The sequence below is a fragment of the Exiguobacterium sp. EA-TM-5 genome (assembly GCF_053878415.1).
The window spans coordinates 2,128,963-2,147,005 of sequence record NZ_CM132670.1 but is presented as its reverse complement, the minus strand read 5'-3'; the positions used below and the strand labels follow the sequence as shown (position 1 = coordinate 2,147,005).

Below are 18,043 nucleotides of genomic sequence, written 5' to 3'. Positions count from 1 at the left end.
TATTTTCTCGAAAAAAAGGTAAAACAATGATACAGAAGAAACGTCGCGTGTGTATAAAAAAGAGGTCCTGATCGTGGATAAGCGAAACACCATTGTGTCAGCCATCGTCACCTTCGTCATCATGGGTATCGTCATGGCTGTTTCTGCGTTTGGTTTCGGCATTCGTTATGGTGAGCCTGAGTTGTTACGTATCGCCATTTTCGGTGAAGTCTTAACAGCTATCTTCCTCGTCTGGTACATTCGTCGTCATGCCACATTTGCTTCCGTTGGGTTTTCGAGACTGCAAACAAGGGGTCTCGTCTGGTACATTCCATTATTGTTGATCGTTCTCTTTCAAGTCGGGCTGATCGTCAACGCGTTGTTTACTACCTCGATCTCATCATCGGCGCTTCAACTCATCGGCATCGTATTCTTGACGACCTTATTCGTCGGCTTTAATGAAGAAGTATTGTTTCGGGGCATCATTTTACGGTACCTCCGACCGAATGAACATCCTTATCGTGCTGTCTTCATCAGTTCGCTCCTGTTCTCATCTTTCCATCTGCTCAATTTAATTGCCTTGATTCCACCAACAGCGATGTTATTTCAACTCGCGAACACGTTTGTCTTTGGTGTTTTCTTTGCCATTCTCGCACTGAAACTGAATAATCTATGGCCCTTGATCATTTTTCATGCCTTATGGGATTTCGCGAGCATTGCTGCGGATGTCGTTAACGTCAACTTAGGTATCACTGCTCTTTTGGCGCAAGTCTATCTCCTCATCGCGATCATCATTCAACTGATCTTATTGAAACGACATGACCTCCGTCATTTGAAGGGACCGATGAATCCGCGTAACATATAATTAGTACTCTCCATCCTCTGATGGAGAGTTTTTATTTCGATAAAGCTAGTATCAATGATTAATATGTAATATATTACTTATATGAAACCTACAATTGATGACTTATCCATTTCACGACTTCCTTTAAGTGAGGAAGTGTATCGGCGCCTGCAACATCATATCATCACCTTACGTCTTGCCCCAGGCGAGAAGGTGAACGATCAAGCACTCGCGGAAGCGTTTGGCGTCAGCCGGACACCGGTCCGCGAAGCCTTGAAACGACTTGAAGAGGAGGGATTGATTTTTGCCAAACGGGGCTCACGGACAATCGTGACTGAACTCGATGCTGAACAAGCTCAGCAAACCTATCCAATCATCGCGACACTGCATGGGCTAGCGGCACGACTTGCAGGACCAATGCTGACGAAAGACGATCTATCGAGTCTAAAGTCAATTCATCAACAATTCACGACGGCAATTGATCAGCAGGATACCGAGACGGCGCTTGCGCTTGACGATGCCTTTCACGATGTTTTCGTAAAACGCAGTCAGAACGATCAACTACGAGAGACGATCCGCCGGTTGACACCGTTGATCCGCCGGCTCGAATACGCTCAGTTTGATCGACTCGGGCGTCAATCAATCAATGATCATGCCGCGATTTTGACCGCCTGTGAAGAACGGGATGTCGAACAGCTCGTTCAGGTGACAGAACACAACTGGAACGGACTCGGAGGTTTACTTGTCTCGACACTTAAGGAGGAGAGCTGATGCGACCGATTCTCTACGGCATGCTCGCAGCGATGTTCTTCGCTGTTACGTTCATTCTCAATCAATCGATGCAAGGGGCAGGTGGTCACTGGATTTACAGTGCGTCGCTTCGCTTCTTCCTGATGTTGCCGTTCTTTATCGTCATCGTTATGATGCGCAGGGGGATTGGACGTGTCTTCCAAGCACTTCGAGCCGATTTCGGCTTTTGGTTATTGTACGGAACAATCGGCTTCGGGCTGTTCTACGGCAGCATTTGTCTTGCTGCCGATCATGCACCAGGCTGGTTGATCGCTGGGACGTGGCAGTTGACGATTTTAGCGGGGCCGCTGCTCGCACCGCTATTTAACCAACGGATTCCGTGGTCGGCACTGAAATATTCCGTTTTGATCGTCCTTGGTGTCGTCGTTATGCAACTATCGGTCGCGGGAAGCCTCTCGCTGCAGTCACTTCTGTTCGGTGCCTTACCGGTCCTCGTCGCGGCGATCGCTTATCCGCTTGGGAACCGGAAGATGATGGAACGCTACGGGGACGAGCTCGACGTGTTTGAACGGATTCTCGGAATGACGCTCGCCAGTCTACCGTTTTGGATCGTTCTCTCCGTGATTGCTTACATACAGGTCGGCTTACCGAGTGTCAGTCAAGTTACTCAGTCCGGATTCGTCGCGTTGTTCTCCGGGGTCATCGCAACGTCGCTCTTCTTCTACGCGACATCGCTCGTCCGGACGGATCCGGTTCGGTTAGCAGCGATTGAAGCGACCCAGTCGTTTGAAATCGTCTTTACCGTTCTTGGGGAGATTCTATTCCTCCATGCGGCACTGCCGACAGGACTCGCGACACTCGGTATCATCCTCGTCATGCTCGGGATGACGCTGCATAGCTTGAATCAGGCAGAGCGAACCGTCGTTCGTTCCGCCAAACGAAAAATCAATTGAGAAAGTAGGCTGTCAGATGGTTTTAACAGGTACACTCGTCAATACCGTCCTGATCATCATCGGGACATTGCTCGGATTGATGTTCCACCGGATTCCGGAACGCATGAAGGAGACTGTCTTGCAAGCGATTGGACTTGCTGTTGTCGTGCTCGGGATGCAAATGGGGATGAAAAGTACGAACTTTTTGATTGTCATCGGTAGTCTCGTCCTTGGTGGTGCGATCGGGGAGTGGTTCCGCCTCGATGAGAAACTCGACCGGATGGGGGCGTGGCTCGAACGTAAGATCAGTCGCGGGCGTCCGTCGAACATCGCGGAAGGGTTCGTGACAGCGACGTTGATCTTCGTCATCGGCGCAATGGGAGTGTTAGGAGCCCTCGACGGTGGACTACGTCAAGATCACGACGTCCTTTATACGAAAGGATTGATTGACGGCTTTACGGCACTTGTCCTCAGTTCAACGCTTGGAATCGGTGTCATGTTCTCAGCGATTCCCGTCTTTCTCTATCAAGGGGCGATTGCACTGAGTGCCGTTGCGATCACAAAATTCATTCCGGACGCCGCACTGCAGGAATTCATCCTCGAGATGACAGCGACGGGTGGGGTAATGATTGCAGCAATCGGTCTCAATCTCGCTGGCATTACGAAGATACGTGTTGCGAACTTGTTACCAGGAATCGTCATCGTTGCGGTCATCGTCACCGGTCTTCATTTGTTCTCATAAAACATCCCCACTTGTCCGAAAGGACGAGCGGGGATGTTGTGTTATGTCTCCATCAATTCGTGTGTCTCGTATGCAGTGATCATATGTCCATCGTAATGGAAGTCGTGCAATAACGGTTGATCTGTTGATAGAGCGATTGGTAAGTAATGCCGGAGATTGCTGATGATGCCCATGTTATCGTCGTTTAAGATCCAGTCGAGCGATTTCCAATCGAGGATGCCTTCGACCGTCATGACCGGTGTCGCAAACGGACGGTTTTGTAGATCAGCGAGATAGAGATACATCCCGGACGTCTCTTCCCCGTGTAGGCGGACGATGCCTTTTGGTGTCACCGAATCTAACGAGATGCCGGTCTCTTCGAACGTCTCACGGATGACAGCGGCTTCCGGTGTCTCGCCCGGTTCGATCTTACCGCCGACTCCGTTCCACATGCCCATCGCCGGTCGCTTTTGTCGATTGACGAGCAAAAAACTGTCCGCGTGACGGATTAAACAAAGTGTATAACGATCCATTTTATCGCTCCCGTTCTAAAAAGTGTGTGTTATATAAGATCTCGAATTGAGCGGGTCCTGCGACCGGTAACTCGGTCGTCGTCGTGTCTTCGATTCGTAACGTCCGTTCGGTCAACGTCTTTTGTCCGCTTGGCGTCCGCATCGCAACGAGACGACCTTTGTTGAACGGGGAAGCGTCGCTCTGCTGGATGATCTGTTCCATCTTCGATAAGTCATCTGTTGTTATGGGTGTCTCTCGATCGAACCGGTAACCGGTCGCAAAGTCTTCTTGTCCCGCCCGTAGCATTTCAAGAACATCACCTTTGCCAATTCGGTAACTACCGCTTGCGGAATGAACCGTCTCCCCACTCAATGGAACCGGAACGAGTGGTAAATTGACGCCGAAGCCGGTATCAAGCAGATGTGTCTCATCCCAAATGATTGCAACGTGTGTCGGACCCGTCGCTGACCAGGCTGCTGATTTCTGATCATAGACGGTCGCTTGCACGAGTCGGACGGGACAATTCAGTTCTAGAAGGACACGATGTAGCAGTCCATTCAAGTCATAACAGACACCGCCGCGTCGCTCCGTCAAGAATGTTTCGATGAAACGCTCAGCGGTAAACGGACGCATGCGTTTCTCAAGCACGGTCGTATTCTCAAACGGTAAATGGTAGGCGAAGGCTTCCAGTAAGCTCGGTAACTGATCAAACGTAATCGTCTCGAGTGGATATTCGATGCGATGAGCCAAGTCTTTCATCCAATTCATCTCTAGTCCTCCTTTATTCACTACCTGATTATCCCATAGTGCTTCAGAAAATGCAGAGATTCGTCCATATTATCTGAAAATAAAGATTGCCCTTTCGCTGATGGAAAATCTTTGATATGCTGATACAGGATTAATTAAGAATGATTCTCAATGTCGAATCACGAATTAAAGGAGGTCTCACCATGAGACGGAAAACTTGGATGACGGCGTTGACGCTCCTCGTGTTGAGCAGTTTGATGCTTGCAGCATGCTCGGGTCAAGCAGAACAAACAGATCAAAAGACGCGGACGATCACGCACGAAGCAGGAAAAACGAAGGTGCCGGAACAGCCGAAAAAGGTCGTCGCGCTCGAATTCTCATTCGTTGATGCACTAGACGAACTCGGCATAACACCAGTCGGGATCGCACAAGAAAACAAGACCGATGTTTCCGGACTACTCGGAAAAGATATCTCGTTCACGGAAGTCGGTACACGCCAACAACCGAACCTTGAGGTGATCAGTTCTTTGCAGCCAGATTTAATTATCGGTGACTTCAATCGTCACAAAGGGATTTATAAACAATTACAGGATATTGCACCGACGATCATCCTGAAGAGTCGCAATGCAACGTACGAAGAGAACATCGATTCGTTCAAGACAATTGCGGAAGCGGTCGGTAAAACAAAACAGATGGACGATCGTCTTGCTCTGCATGAAGAGCGGTTAGAGGCAGCGAAGAAAAAAGTTGATCCAAAAGATGACCGTAAAGTCATGGTCGGTGTCTTCCGCGCTGATTCACTGACAGCACACGGTGAGACGTCGTTTGACGGTGAATTGCTCGAGAAGATCGGGATCGAGAACGCTGTTACGAAAACAGCAGAACCGACTGTGACGATCACGTTAGAGCAGATGGTCAAATGGGATCCGGACGTCATCTTCATGGCGGAAGCCGATCCGAAACTGCTGAAGGAGTGGAAAAACAATCCGCTCTGGAATCAGATCACTGCGGTCAAGAACGGAGAAGTCTACGAAGTCAATCGTGACCTTTGGACACGCTACCGTGGTCTTGACGCTGCAGAACAGATCATCGACGAAGCGATTCAATTACTACAACAGAAATAACGAACGACAAAAGCCGGAGCAATCTGGCTTTTCGTCTTGATGAAAGGGGAAACATCCGGTGCAGCGGAAACGTCTGATCTTCGTACTCCTATTACTCGGCTGCTTAGCAGTTTATAGTAGCTTGTTCTTTGGCATCACACAGATGAATCCGATTCACTTAGTCCAAGAGTGGATCAGTGGCACGACATCAAAAGCGGGACTCGTCCTGACGAATCTGCGCTTACCACGGCTCTTACTCGGATTGTTGCTCGGAGCGAATCTTGCCGTCGCGGGGGCGATCATGCAAGCCGTGACACGAAACCCACTCGCCTCGCCACAAGTGTTCGGGGTCAACGCTGGCGCATCGTTTCTCGTTGTCGTCAGTCTGCTTGTCTTTCCGTCGCTCGGAACAGCAAATCTGATTTATTTTGCTTTTGCTGGCGCCTTAGTCGGCGGAGTGCTTGTCTTTTCGTTCGCCTCCGTTCGCGGGATGACGGCGTTGAAACTCGCCCTCGTCGGGATGGCGATCCATCTCTTACTGACGTCGCTGACGAAAGGCTTAATTCTGTTCAACGACCGGATCACGAACGTCTTGTACTGGCTGTCCGGTTCGCTCAGTGACGCGAGCTGGCTCGAACTACGAATCGTCTTACCGTGGTCGCTTGCCGGATTGATGCTTGCTGCGAGTCTTGCGAAATCGCTCGCTGTCTTCCAACTCGGACAAGACGTCGCGGTCGGTCTCGGTCAAAAAGTGACGCGGATTCGCCTGCTTGCCGGAATCAGCGTCGTCTTACTCGCAGGCGTCACCGTTGCCGTCGCTGGAGCGATCGGCTTCATCGGATTAATGGTTCCGCACATCACGCGGCGACTCGTCGGTGAAGATTACCGGATCGTCTTACCGGTATCTGCCGTCATCGGTGGACTTCTGTTGACGTATGCCGATGTACTCGCGCGGTTCATCGCCTATCCGTATGAGTCACCGGTCGGCATCGTGACATCGCTACTCGGCGCACCATTCTTCCTTGTTCTGGCACGACGTCAGATAAAAGGGGGATTACGATGAGAGAAATGCGTCGGATCCTGATTGTCGCTGTCCTCGTGTTCTGCGCGAGTTTTGCTTTACTGTCGGTCGGCTCGATTCAATTATCGTTATCGGAACTATGGCAGTCGTTCTTTGGTGGGAAGGATGCTTTCATCGTCCAAAACTACCGCCTGCCGCGAACCGTTCTTGCCTTTTTAGCAGGTGCGAGTTTCGCCCTAGCAGGAGTCATCTTACAGAGTGTCATCCGTAATCCATTGATTTCTCCGGACGTGATTGGTGTGACGAACGGAGCATCACTGTTTGCCGTCTTGACGATCGCTCTCGTGCCGGATGGTCCGCTCCTATTAACGCCAATCGCTGCTTTCATTGGTGCGGCGCTCGTCATGGTTGCCTTGATGATGCTTGAGCGGGGTGGGAACGTCTCCCGTAGTTCGTTTGCGTTGCTCGGGATCGCGGTCAGTGCAATCTGTGCTTCCGGGACGGAATACTTGTTGATCAAGTTTCCACTGCAGACGAACGATTCACTCGTCTGGCTCGCCGGGAGTCTGTTCGGGAAAGGGTGGCAGGAAGTGTTGATCTTAGCGCCTGTACTCGTTGTGATTGGTGCGATCCTCTTCTATCGCCATCGACAACTCGATGTCTTGTCACTGAGTGAAGAAGTCAGTATCGGTCTCGGGTTACCGATCCAGCGGACGCGGCACGTCTTCTTGGCGCTCGCAGTCACTCTAGCTGGTGTTGCCGTCGCGACGGTCGGTGCGATTGGCTTCATCGGTCTGATTGCCCCACATATGGCGCGGCGTCTCGTCGGTCATAAGCATCTCGTTGTGTTACCGATGGCGATGTTGCTCGGTGGCGGGTTACTCGTTGTCGCGGATGCGCTCGGTCGGGGGATTCATCCGCCGCTTGAAGTACCAGCCGGATTGATCACAGCAATCATCGGTGTGCCGTATTTCCTATATCTCTTACGGAGAGAGCGGACGGCATGATATTCGATCTACCAAAAATGGAGTCCTAGCGATTACGCGAAGGACTCCATTTTTTATGAAAGGAAAGAAGTATGCACCTGACGAATCATGACGACATCTTTCTATATTTATTTGGCTTCAAGCTGGTTTGATTTTTCTACTTCTTCTTTATACTTTTCTAAAAAGTCGTCGACAGAAACGTTATTAGGATTGTTATTAGATGTAATGGTTAATTTACTCGAAGAGATTGGTGTGTTTTGATCGGCAACATTTGATGGAATTTCAAGTATCATTTGATCACCTAAACCCGTTTCAAGACCACTTTTTCCGAAATTGAAAGTTCGTGAAACATACGCTTCAGCATAATTTTTTTGGTTTTCTGAATAGACTTTGACATCAGAAATTTTGTATTTGAATGAATTCAGCTGAATTTTATCCACTTCTGTAGTGGACAGAAAAATCAATACAGCTTCGTCCCCTTTAGATAACTTTGAAAGGTTACTATGTGCTAACGGTGTATTGTTTAAGAAATCCGTTTTTTGTTGCTCAAGAACTGTAGTGAAAAAATTGAAGGCTTGTTCCTCTGTGATGGTACTCTTGGATTTTTCTTGGGAAACATTCGAATCGGCAATCGCATTACTCCATAAGAAACCAGCATATAGAATGACACCTAAAGAGAGGGATGAAAAAATAGTTTTTTTCACTATCGTGACCTCTTTCTGTTGTTTGATTCATGTTATTATATAACAAAAAAAGCCAAAAAAGGAAAGGGTATAAAAATGAGTAAATCGAATTCTAAAAAAAGGAAAACGAAAGTATTGGCACTCTTTTTAGGTGTTATAGCCCTCATTGTATTACTCATGCCGGTCCTTTCACCCATTCTGTTTACGGATGCTACGCCTAGAGGTGCTCTTAGACACGAACTCTACAAACAAGGCTATTACTATCAAAACTACTTTGCGATCATTACGGAACAAGATCCAGTGACGGAACGTTACAACATGTTTTGGTATGATTGGAAAAGTGAAACGGGAGGCACGCCCTTTATCTGTTATTCGAAGAAGGTCAACGAGGAAAAGTATGCTGTATCCTGTGGTACGGGTCCTTAAAGGAACATCTTATATAAAATAGAAATAAGCTATCTAAATTAGGCTTCCTACCACCGTCTATTCACGATGCTAGGAAGCCTAATTTTTAATTCATAGTGGATCGATTCGAGGAGAATGTTTATGCCGAGCGACTTTCTGTACCTAGATTCAAGAAGATTTCTTCTAAGGAAGCTTCCTCTACCTCGAGACGATAGACATGAATCTGTTGTGAGACAAGATAAGAATTGATCGTCGCAATATCCTGTTCATTTTTAACGATGAACGTTGACTGAGTAGGGGAGACGTTGTCGAGTAACGCATGTTTGACCTGAACGGTGATATTCTTCCAGTGCTGCACACGGAACTCATCAATCCGTGCCTTAGTGTCTGAATCATTTCATTTGTATGATTGATAATTAAAGTGCCTGAAATCTAATGCTCAGTCCAGGTTTTTTACGATTGCACATTTATTGATATTTCGTTTTAAACTTAATTGTTTGTAAATATTTACATACTATGAGAAAGTTGAAATGTGAGGTGTTTAATATATGATGTTGGTTTTAGTCAGTGAGTGAAACGAGTTCAACAAATATTATGGAGGAAGAGGTTGATATGTATGGAGAAAGATAAATCTGGAGGAATGAAGGCAAAAGTTCCTTGGTATTTTACTGGGTGGCTAATAATCTTGTTGATTTTAACTGGTGTTATAACGTTCGGTATAACTTCAATGATAGGTATCATATTATTGTTTGGTCGTCACTACTATATCAAGTCTGAAAAACTAAGATCTCAGATTTCCGAAACCGCTAACTTACAAGAAGAAATCACTTCATTAAAAACAGAATTAGATACGCTAGATATCAAACGGAAAGATATCCAAAACAACATTTCGAATTCTGAAGTCATCTTTGAAGAAAGTAAAACACAATACATAAAGCAAATCCGTTCTGATTTTGAATCTGAAGGAAAACGAATTATCGACGAAATCATATCAGACAATCAAGAGAAAATCGCCGAGCTCCAAAAGTTCGCGGAAGAACGTGATGTTTTAGCGGTTGAAAATGAAAAGTTAAGCAAAAATATTAAATCTCAAAGTACAAAGCTTTCAAAATTGAATACGGAGTTCAATGGTATTCGCAACTTAATTAATATATTTCCTAAGTTGTTCAATGAAGAAGATCTTCCGAATGAGTTAGATCTGCTATTGGCAGGTTATGATGAAGAAAGCATCATGAAGAGTTTGGTAGAGCTAGATTACCATTCTATGAATTCAAAAGAATTACGTAAACAGATTAATAAAATCAAAAAAGAGATAGCTACACTGTTAGACAGATACAAAGATCGCTACAAAACGAAAGCGAATCAAGCTATTTATCAGCTGATGGTGATTGGTTTACAAGCAGAGTTGCAAAATATTCTCTATACTCTCTCATATGCTAAGCATGAAGAGGCTATTGGTAATGCGAAAGCTCTAATTCGGAAATATTTAGCGATTTCAACTAACGGCAATGCTTCCATTTCACCTACAATCTCTAAATTCCTGGCAGAACTAGAGCCATTATTCATTGAAGCGGTAGATGTCGAGTACCAATACTATGTTAAGCGTGAACAAGAAAAAGAAGAACAGCGTCTAATACGAGAGCAAATGCGTCAAGAAGCTGCAGAACGTAAAGAACTAGAAGCACAAAAGAAAAAATTAGAATCAGAAGAGGCAAAATTCGATGTAGAATTACAACGAACGAACGAGCTTCTGATAAGCGAAAATAACCCTGACATTATTGCTCAACTGCAGTCACGCGTTGAAGAACTTTTACAACAACAAAATAACATCTTAGAGCAAAAAGAAGAAATTTTAAAGAGAGCGAACGGCAAGGCTGGTTACGTTTATGTCATCTCGAATCTAGGATCGTTCGGTCAACAGGTATTCAAGGTGGGTATGACAAGACGTATGAACCCACAAGATCGAGTCGACGAACTGGGAGACGCCTCTGTGCCATTTAAATTTGATGTACATGCAATGATTTTCTCAGATGATGCAGTTGGGTTAGAGTATCAACTTCATCAAGAATTGACGGCCAAGCGATTTAATAAAGTAAATTTACGTAAAGAGTTTTTCGTAACAACAGTTGAAGAATTACAAACCTTAGTCGAAACAATTGATCCGACTGCTGAGTTCAAGACATCGATGGTTGCACAAGAGTACTTTAGAAGCATTGAAATGGATGAAGAGGGAATTATGCCTACTGATAGTATGTCCTTCGAAAAAGATGAAGTCGAAGTGAATGCGACTATTTTAAATTAATTACTAAAATAGCAGTCCGTAGCGAACGACTTAGAATGATAATCGTCATGGTCAGCAAAATAATAAATCCATAACTTAATATCATTAATAATAGGCTACCTGACATCGGGAAAATACGGTGTCAGGTAGCCTATTTTTTAAATTCGCTCTTAGTTGAATAATTTAAATCCTTGCTAATGTATTCAGAGATTTCTTGAGCTCTCAATGAATGAAGTTACTCAGCTTTATGGCGAGCGGATTTCTGTACCTAGATTCAAGAAGATTTCTTCTAAGGACGCTTCCTCTACCTCAAGTCGATAGACATGGATCTGTTGTGAGACAAGATAAGCATTGATCGGCGCAATATCCTGTTCGCTTTGGACGATGAACGTTGACTGAGTAGGGGAGACATTGACGTCTTTCGCAAGCGTCGATAACTTGGACTGCAAGTGTAGTTGCATCTCATTGTCGAGCAACGCATGTTTGACGTGAACGGTAATGTTGTTCTGATGCTGTTCCCGTAACTCCTCCATCGTGCCTTGCGTCTGAATCGATCCATTCTGCATGATCGCGATTTCCGTACACAATTTTTCGACCTCGTCCAAGTTATGAGACGTTAGAAAAATTGTCGTTCCATCTGCTGCGATTTTGCGAATCAAGGTATGAATCCCGAGAATCGAGTTGGCATCGACGCCAGAGGTCGGTTCATCTAAAAACAAGATATCCGGTCGATTGATTAAAGCTTGGGCGATGCCGAGCTTTTTTTTCATCCCGAACGAGTAGTTCTTCGTTTTCATATCGATCGCGTCTTCGAGTTGTACTTCACGGAGGACTTGTTTTAACTCATCCGTCGTTGTTTTCAGACAAAGGACTTTACTGAAATACTTCAAGTGATCAAGTGCTGTGAAATTCTCATAGAAAGTTGAATAATCCGGTAGGACACCAATGCGAGCCCGGACGTCTTTTAAGGAATCATTCGTTGCTCCAAGTAACTCAAACGTCCCGGACGTCGGGCGAACCAGTCCCGTGATCATATTGATGAACGTTGATTTACCGGCGCCATTTTGACCGAGGAATCCGAAGATAGCCCCTTGCTCGATCTCGAGATTCAGTTGGTTGACGACGGTCTTGTTGCCGTATTGTTTTGTTAAATTGGTTGCACGAAGGGCTATCATCAGAGATCTCTCCTTTTAAAGATAATCAGACTCGTCAAAACGAAAACAGCGATATGAATCAAGACAAGGTAGGTGTAGGCCGTATTTTCTTGCGTGTAGTAGTAATACGGTGTCAGGTAAGAGATCGTATCGACGATGACATTTTTAGAAAAAAGACTCCACATTCCGATGACCGGTAGCGCGATCGAGATGAAGATTCCGACGAACATCGTCATCGAGGAATTACTGACGATTGTTGAAAGAAACAGCGACAATCCGATGAAATATGAGACGAAGATGATGCTTTGAATTAAATCGATGAAATGAAATGACTTTGAAAACGGAACGATCAATAAGAGTGAAACTGTCAGACAAAGGACCCAAAAGGATACGTTGCCTAAAAACTTACCGAAAATGATGTTTTCACGGGACGTTTTCGTCGCAAGAAAACGAATCGTCTTCGACTCAATCTCTTTATTGACGCTGCTGTGGGAGATGCTCGTCACGAATAAGGGAGCAGCTAAGAACAGAAGTAACATCAACCCGATAATATACGCATTGTTACCTAAACCGAGATCACTGAGTTGTCCTTTGAACTGGCTGACGAGTTTAGCAGAACCAATCGTAACCCCGAACAAGACGATGATGATCAGGATGGCACGGATGCTTTGAAAAAGTGATTTGAATTCGCGAAGCGTAATGGCAAACATATGTAGACGCACCTTTCTCTAAGTAAGATTAATATTGTCGCGCTAGCTTCTTGTTCTTTGACACGTTCGTGATACCGGCAATTAAGTAAGCGATTGAACCGAAAAGTCCAGCGAGTAAAGTGAAGATTCCTCCGAGAATCGCCGTAATGATCAACAGCTTTCCAGCGGAACCGCTTTTGCGAATTCGGACGATGGAGAGGATGCCTCCTAATGTACATAACAGCGAGACGGCACCGAGGTACAAGAAGAATTGTTGGAAGGATGTGAGGATTTGAGAAGCCGTGACGTCCGTGATGTTCTCGTCACGAATGAATTGATCGACCAAGTCCTTCATCCCAGCGTGATCAGCAATCGATCCAGATAACAGGAAACCTCCTAAACACAATGATCCAAACAAAACGATACCGATGACAGCAAATATGTACTCTGTTGTTCTTTTCAAGTAAAACACTCCTTTTCCTTATATTTACTATTTGACATTCCTAAACTACCATGACTTGAATCGCCATGACAAGTGAAAAAATGAATATATTTTAATTATTTATTGGTTAAATGTTTAATTAATATCAAAAATACTTTAACTTTATTTAAGTAAGTGGTATTGTGAATACATGGGAGGGAAATGGTAAATGAAGAAAGATGATGTCCCGGATTGGATTTTATCTCTAGAATTGGAAGAAGTGGAATTTGTGAAAAAATTCATCGTAAGTTCAGGTTCCTTGAAGGAGCTAGCAAAACATTATGATGTCTCCTATCCCACAGTCCGGATTCGCGTCGATCGCATCATTCAGAAAATCGTAGTGAATGAGAAAATCGAGAGTGAACCGTTCATTACATATATTAAACAAATGGCAATTGAGGATCGCATTACGATTGAGGATGCAAAAAAAATAATCGAAAAATATCGACTTGAGAGGGGTAACAACGAATGAACTTTATCATTTCTGCTTTATTCATCACCGTCGGATTAGGATTACAGCAACTATTATCGAATCGGAATAATCCGTATCTTGGCGTCATTATGCCAATTCTATTGACAATCGTCATGACATGGCGATACCTCACTGGTGGGTACAGTAGTTTTCTTGCCTATGCTTTAATTTTAGGATTCGGTTGGATTGTACTGTTAGTTGAATGGTCAAATGGTCGGAAATCTTTTAAAAGGCAGCAAGAAAAAGAACTAGAGCGGATGCGTGTGCACGATACATTATGATGGGAAGCATACATATTTTCTATAAAAAGACGATCTTAAAAGAGGTCGTTTTTTTAGTGAACAGAAAAGAAAGATACTGCAGATCAAAGCATACATACAGGTAAAGTAATGATTGTCAAAAGAAGCAAATGACTTCAACTTCTTCAATACAGAGTCTACGAATAGATAAAGACCTTAGATAGTCACATCATGATAAATTCATAAATCTCCATTCGAAAATAATTATAAAGTTGAAGTGTGAGTAAGATAAGAAAAACCGACAGTGAAAGTATAGGAAATGATCAGATGACATGGTATTTTGAGAATATATTACATAATCTAAAAAAAGTGAGTGGAAAAAATGAACCGTAAAATAATGACTTTCTTAACAGTATTGAGTGTTACTTTAACTAGTTCCTTCATGTATGTGGTATCTGCGGGTGGAGAACAAAAGACGCTGACGCAACAACAAAAAAATCAATATTATGAACAGTATGCGATCATACTAAAGACCATAAATAAAAAGTACCAAAACGCAGAACTAGAACTAATCGAACAAAAGGATTTCAAAGAAAACGATTGGGTGACACCGAAACGTTTTCAAAAATTAGTTGATCAGCGAGTACAAGTAGAGTTCGGATCGACATTCGATTTCTCTGAAAAAGAAGCTTACTCCAAATCAAAATCGATTCATGCAAAAGGGACGTCAGTCGCTATTTCGATCACTGGTACATTTGATACCGCACTTCGTGAAGAAGCGGGAAGACAAGTCTTTGACACTGTCACGTCTATGACGTCAAAATCTTCATCGAGTAAGGGGACATGGACGCAGCTTGGGTATACTACTACTTTGATGGATGGCGGAAGAGCATACGATGTGACGGTCAGTGGGGAATTCATTCAACATGGTATTTCTTCCAAACATAACATCCCACTGGAGTTTTATTGTAGCGCAGAAGGTGCAATCAATTAATTCAATAATTTTTTAAGCAGAACAATAAGCGGCACTGATATGTAGCATAAATGGTAGATAAAAGAGACGCTTGCATAAGGTGTAAGCGTCTCTTTTATCTGCCTTCATACGTTAGAGAAGCAAGGAAATCGACACGTGACTTCGACATTTTTTCACAAAAATCATACGTATGATATACTAATTTATGTAAAATTTCAAAAAGAGGTGAATGACATGGATGATAAAACACAAAAGATCTTACGGATGTGGCTGAGTATTCCTAGATGGATGCGTACTTTCGTTCCGGTTCTCATATCTTTACTTGTTGTACTCGGTGCAATTTTTAAAGGGGTAGAGATGCTGATTCATCCTACTTCACTTTCGATTTCACTCTCGGATCTACTGATTTGTTTCATCCCGTCCCTTGTTTTAACTGTAGTGATTATTAAAAATACGAAGTAATCGACAGAACACTCATATGTATAAAGGAGATGAGACGATGGATCCGCGTAAGAAAAAAGTATATTTTGTTGGATATATTCTCTTTTTAATCGTGCTATTGATAGATTATTTGTTCGTGCCGAATACAGCGTTCTATTCTGTCTTATGGGTACTGCTTAGTTTTTTCGTGGCATTTAACATTTATCTGTTCTTTCTTAAACCCAAAACGGATTGAGAAAGAGCTGAAGTCATTTTTAGCAATTCGCTAGTCTAGAAAACAGCCATATTCGAATAATTAGGACGTAAAAGAAGAGGGTTAATCATTTCAATGACGAAATGATTAACCCTCTTTGCTTTGATTAAATAAAATAAGTGATGTGTTGCTTACTCTACATCTAGAGCAGCAGCTCCGATGACGCCTGCCTGTCCTTTCAATTCGGCAAGACGGATATCGACCTTTGAACGAAGGGACGGATATACGAGTTCGCGAACACGTTCGAGCAACGCTTCCCAGTATAAATCAGCAGATCCCGTAACACCTCCTCCAACAACGATGACTTCCGGATCAATCGTGTGAATGATGTTTGCAAGTCCAGATGCTAAATGATTAATAAACCGATCCCGCTCTTGCGGATGGGCGAGTAATCGCTCGATGGATGAGACATCTCGATTTGAGGCGCGTGACTGTAGTGCTGTACCACTGGCATATCCTTCGAGAGAACCTTTGTTCAACACAGGATGCAGTGGACCCGATGAGTCGATAATCGTATTGCCAATCTCACCAGCGTATCCATTTGCTCCACGGATCAGTTGTTTCTCATAGACATAACCTCCGCCGATTCCTGTACTGACGGTAACATAGTAGACAGATGAAGAGTGACGTCCCGCGCCGTATAACGCTTCACCGAGAGCCGCTGCATTAGCATCGTTCTCAAGCGAGACAGGTAAATCGAAGGCAGTGGAGAGTGGAGTTACTAGGTCGACCTCATCCCATCCTGGTAAATTTGGTGGAGATAACAGAAGTCCAGTTTTTGTATCGAGAGGACCGGGGGCAGCAATTCCGATTTTCGACAGGTCGAATTCTTCTGAAAAAATGTGGATTGCGCGCTTAATATTCAATAGCGTCTGGGATGGCCCTGCCATTGGATTGGTCGGGAACGATAGCTGTTTAATGATTTTATGTTGATCGACAACAGCGACACGAGTCTGCGTCCCACCGAGATCGATACCGATTTGATGTAGGGTTGTCGTTTTTAGAGAAGGACCTGTGATCAAGACGATACCGTTTCCTTTGATGAGAAATGTGCTATCTGCTGGAAGAATCGCAGTCGCTCCGACAGACAGGAGGACGTGATCCAATTCAATCGTTCCTTTGATGACCGTGATGATGCGAAATAGAGGGCTTGAATCTAACTTATACATCGTTCTAATCGTCCATTCTTCGACAAAGAAGTCCGGTGTCTGCGTTAATCTCTTACGAAAAGGAGTGAGCATGACGGTAGGCTCTGTGTACTGAAAATGGGGGAAACGAATCACGCGACGGGCTTGCGCCAGATGGAGTGGCCGCTTCTCTCCAGACACTGGATCAGGCCGGTCATAATCATATAGTCGATAGGTTGTATCTGAATTTTGCTGGATTTCAAGTACGACGCAACCTTTTGTTAATGCATGTACTGTTCCAGCTGGTACATAGAAAAAATCGCCTTTAGAAATCGGGACATGCTGAAGGGATTCTAGAAAAGTGCCTTGACGAATGGCTTCATCAAGTTCAAAGGGAGAGAAGAAGGAATGTCCGTATATGAGGGATGCGTCTTCCGGACAGTCCACGATATACCAGCATTCATTTTTTCCGAATGGTTGCTGTTCATAACGTTTGGCATCCATGTCGCTTGGGTGTACTTGAACGGATAAATCCTCCGCAGCATCAATCCATTTTAACAACAGTGGAAAATCAGAGTCGGTCTCCATGCCAAAGATTTCAGGGTGATTTGACCATAATTCTTCTAAGGTGAGTCCGATCTTTGGACCTGACTGGACGCGAGACATGCCGTTTGGATGACTCGCTACTGTCCAGACTTCTCCCATCCGTTGTTCTTCAGGTATCGAAAATCCGTACTCTTGAAGCTTCTGTCCGCCCCACATTCGTTCTTTTAATAGCGGCGTAAGATAAATTGGTTTTGGCATACTGATTCCTCCTTCATTATATTTTCATAAACAACTCTACACTTTTATAAAATAAAAATAAACAAATTAATTATCAAGTATAGACATGGATTGATTATTCCGTATAATCAAAGTTGTAAGCGATTACAAATAAGGAGGAGATTTTAGATGAAAAAAATCATGTTGGCGTGTAGTTCAGGGATGTCGACGAGCATCTTAGTGTCGAAGATGCAGGAACATGCGAAAGAACTCGGGGAAGAAGCTAAGATTTGGGCAGTTGGACAAGATCAGGCAATGAAAGAGATGGAGGGTGCGGATGTCATCTTGATTGGACCACAAATGCGATTTCTACTATCAAAATTTCAGCAAGCGACAGAGAAACCGGTCGAAGTCATTGATATGATGGCATATGGGATGGCGGACGGAAAAGCAGCTTACGAACAAGCTGTGAAGTTAATGGGGTGAA

22 protein-coding genes are annotated in these 18,043 nt (G+C 44.3%); 14 read left to right on the top strand and 8 right to left on the bottom strand.

What is annotated here, in order from left to right; translation table 11 throughout:
- Positions 1–73: 73 nt before the first annotated feature.
- The 4 genes from ACV3PA_RS11255 (at position 74) to ACV3PA_RS11240 (ending at position 3,247) form a co-directional block, all read left to right on the top strand.
- A complete protein-coding gene (locus ACV3PA_RS11255) occupies positions 74–844 on the top strand; it encodes a CPBP family intramembrane glutamic endopeptidase (protein WP_456124772.1) in 771 nt (256 codons plus the stop codon).
- 81 nt (positions 845–925) lie between these two features.
- Positions 926–1,594: a GntR family transcriptional regulator gene (locus ACV3PA_RS11250; protein ID WP_456124771.1), complete on the top strand. Its 669-nt coding sequence runs from the start codon at positions 926–928 to the stop codon at positions 1,592–1,594.
- Complete coding sequence (locus ACV3PA_RS11245; RefSeq protein ID WP_456124770.1) at positions 1,594–2,526, top strand: DMT family transporter; 933 nt, start codon at positions 1,594–1,596, stop codon at positions 2,524–2,526. The genes ACV3PA_RS11250 and ACV3PA_RS11245 overlap by 1 nt, the downstream gene beginning before the upstream one ends.
- A gap of 16 nt (positions 2,527–2,542) precedes the next feature.
- Positions 2,543–3,247 carry a DUF554 domain-containing protein gene (locus tag ACV3PA_RS11240; RefSeq protein WP_035408116.1) on the top strand — a complete coding sequence of 235 codons (705 nt, stop codon included), beginning with the start codon at positions 2,543–2,545 and terminating at the stop codon, positions 3,245–3,247.
- 41 nt (positions 3,248–3,288) lie between these two features.
- On the opposite strand, the gene ACV3PA_RS11235 is transcribed toward ACV3PA_RS11240, so the two are convergent.
- Together ACV3PA_RS11235 and ACV3PA_RS11230 are read right to left on the bottom strand one after the other, a co-directional pair.
- Positions 3,289–3,759, bottom strand: coding sequence for an NUDIX hydrolase (locus ACV3PA_RS11235; protein WP_456124769.1), 471 nt, complete (start codon positions 3,757–3,759; stop codon positions 3,289–3,291).
- 1 nt (position 3,760) lies between these two features.
- Positions 3,761–4,507 (bottom strand): arylamine N-acetyltransferase family protein, encoded by a 747-nt coding sequence (locus ACV3PA_RS11230; RefSeq protein WP_456124768.1) that lies wholly within the window; start codon positions 4,505–4,507, stop codon positions 3,761–3,763.
- A gap of 182 nt (positions 4,508–4,689) precedes the next feature.
- On the opposite strand from ACV3PA_RS11230, the gene ACV3PA_RS11225 reads away from it, so the two are divergent.
- From ACV3PA_RS11225 to ACV3PA_RS11215, 3 genes are read left to right on the top strand one after another with little or no spacing between them, the layout of a single operon-like run.
- Positions 4,690–5,610: an ABC transporter substrate-binding protein gene (locus ACV3PA_RS11225; RefSeq protein ID WP_456124767.1), complete on the top strand. Its 921-nt coding sequence runs from the start codon at positions 4,690–4,692 to the stop codon at positions 5,608–5,610.
- Between the two features lie 58 nt (positions 5,611–5,668).
- Entirely contained in the window at positions 5,669–6,652 is a 984-nt protein-coding gene (locus ACV3PA_RS11220) for a FecCD family ABC transporter permease (protein ID WP_456124766.1), read from the top strand.
- Between the two features lie 5 nt (positions 6,653–6,657).
- Entirely contained in the window at positions 6,658–7,617 is a 960-nt protein-coding gene (locus tag ACV3PA_RS11215) for a FecCD family ABC transporter permease (protein ID WP_456125966.1), read from the top strand.
- Between the two features lie 107 nt (positions 7,618–7,724).
- Here ACV3PA_RS11215 and ACV3PA_RS11210 read toward each other — a convergent pair whose 3' ends face one another.
- On the bottom strand, positions 7,725–8,300 hold the full coding sequence (locus ACV3PA_RS11210; protein ID WP_456124765.1) for a hypothetical protein: 576 nt from the start codon (positions 8,298–8,300) through the stop codon (positions 7,725–7,727).
- 75 nt (positions 8,301–8,375) lie between these two features.
- Here ACV3PA_RS11210 and ACV3PA_RS11205 point away from each other — a divergent pair, with 75 nt between their 5' ends.
- On the top strand, positions 8,376–8,705 hold the full coding sequence (locus ACV3PA_RS11205) for a hypothetical protein (RefSeq protein ID WP_456124764.1): 330 nt from the start codon (positions 8,376–8,378) through the stop codon (positions 8,703–8,705).
- Between the two features lie 118 nt (positions 8,706–8,823).
- On the opposite strand, the gene ACV3PA_RS11200 is transcribed toward ACV3PA_RS11205, so the two are convergent.
- Positions 8,824–9,042, bottom strand: coding sequence for an ATP-binding protein DrrA1-3 family domain-containing protein (locus ACV3PA_RS11200; RefSeq protein ID WP_456124763.1), 219 nt, complete (start codon positions 9,040–9,042; stop codon positions 8,824–8,826).
- Between the two features lie 258 nt (positions 9,043–9,300).
- On the opposite strand from ACV3PA_RS11200, the gene ACV3PA_RS11195 reads away from it, so the two are divergent.
- On the top strand, positions 9,301–10,986 hold the full coding sequence (locus tag ACV3PA_RS11195; protein ID WP_456124762.1) for a GIY-YIG nuclease family protein: 1,686 nt from the start codon (positions 9,301–9,303) through the stop codon (positions 10,984–10,986).
- A 224-nt stretch (positions 10,987–11,210) separates the two neighbouring features.
- Here the strand turns inward: ACV3PA_RS11195 and ACV3PA_RS11190 are convergent, their stop codons facing one another.
- Genes ACV3PA_RS11190 through ACV3PA_RS11180 form a run of 3 tightly spaced genes read right to left on the bottom strand, consistent with a single transcriptional unit; the run spans position 11,211 to position 13,271 of the window.
- Entirely contained in the window at positions 11,211–12,140 is a 930-nt protein-coding gene (locus ACV3PA_RS11190; RefSeq protein WP_456124761.1) for an ABC transporter ATP-binding protein, read from the bottom strand.
- Positions 12,140–12,829, bottom strand: a complete 690-nt coding sequence (locus ACV3PA_RS11185; RefSeq protein ID WP_456124760.1) for an ABC transporter permease — start codon at positions 12,827–12,829, stop codon at positions 12,140–12,142. Before ACV3PA_RS11185 ends, ACV3PA_RS11190 begins: the two co-directional genes overlap by 1 nt.
- Positions 12,830–12,857: 28 nt before the next feature.
- Entirely contained in the window at positions 12,858–13,271 is a 414-nt protein-coding gene (locus tag ACV3PA_RS11180) for a DUF4064 domain-containing protein (protein WP_456124759.1), read from the bottom strand.
- A 187-nt stretch (positions 13,272–13,458) separates the two neighbouring features.
- On the opposite strand from ACV3PA_RS11180, the gene ACV3PA_RS11175 reads away from it, so the two are divergent.
- The 4 genes from ACV3PA_RS11175 (at position 13,459) to ACV3PA_RS11160 (ending at position 15,435) form a co-directional block, all read left to right on the top strand.
- Entirely contained in the window at positions 13,459–13,761 is a 303-nt protein-coding gene (locus ACV3PA_RS11175) for a DUF2089 family protein (RefSeq protein ID WP_456124758.1), read from the top strand.
- Entirely contained in the window at positions 13,758–14,042 is a 285-nt protein-coding gene (locus ACV3PA_RS11170; protein WP_456124757.1) for a hypothetical protein, read from the top strand. The genes ACV3PA_RS11175 and ACV3PA_RS11170 overlap by 4 nt, the downstream gene beginning before the upstream one ends.
- Positions 14,043–14,442: 400 nt before the next feature.
- Positions 14,443–14,994: a hypothetical protein gene (locus tag ACV3PA_RS11165; protein ID WP_456124756.1), complete on the top strand. Its 552-nt coding sequence runs from the start codon at positions 14,443–14,445 to the stop codon at positions 14,992–14,994.
- 213 nt (positions 14,995–15,207) lie between these two features.
- Complete coding sequence (locus ACV3PA_RS11160) at positions 15,208–15,435, top strand: hypothetical protein (RefSeq protein ID WP_456124755.1); 228 nt, start codon at positions 15,208–15,210, stop codon at positions 15,433–15,435.
- A gap of 363 nt (positions 15,436–15,798) precedes the next feature.
- Here ACV3PA_RS11160 and ACV3PA_RS11155 read toward each other — a convergent pair whose 3' ends face one another.
- Positions 15,799–17,598, bottom strand: coding sequence for a type I phosphomannose isomerase catalytic subunit (locus ACV3PA_RS11155; protein WP_456124754.1), 1,800 nt, complete (start codon positions 17,596–17,598; stop codon positions 15,799–15,801).
- Positions 17,599–17,745: 147 nt separating this feature from the next.
- Between ACV3PA_RS11155 and ACV3PA_RS11150 the strand changes: the two genes are divergently transcribed.
- A complete protein-coding gene (locus tag ACV3PA_RS11150; RefSeq protein ID WP_053453284.1) occupies positions 17,746–18,042 on the top strand; it encodes a PTS sugar transporter subunit IIB in 297 nt (98 codons plus the stop codon).
- Position 18,043 lies beyond the last annotated feature (1 nt).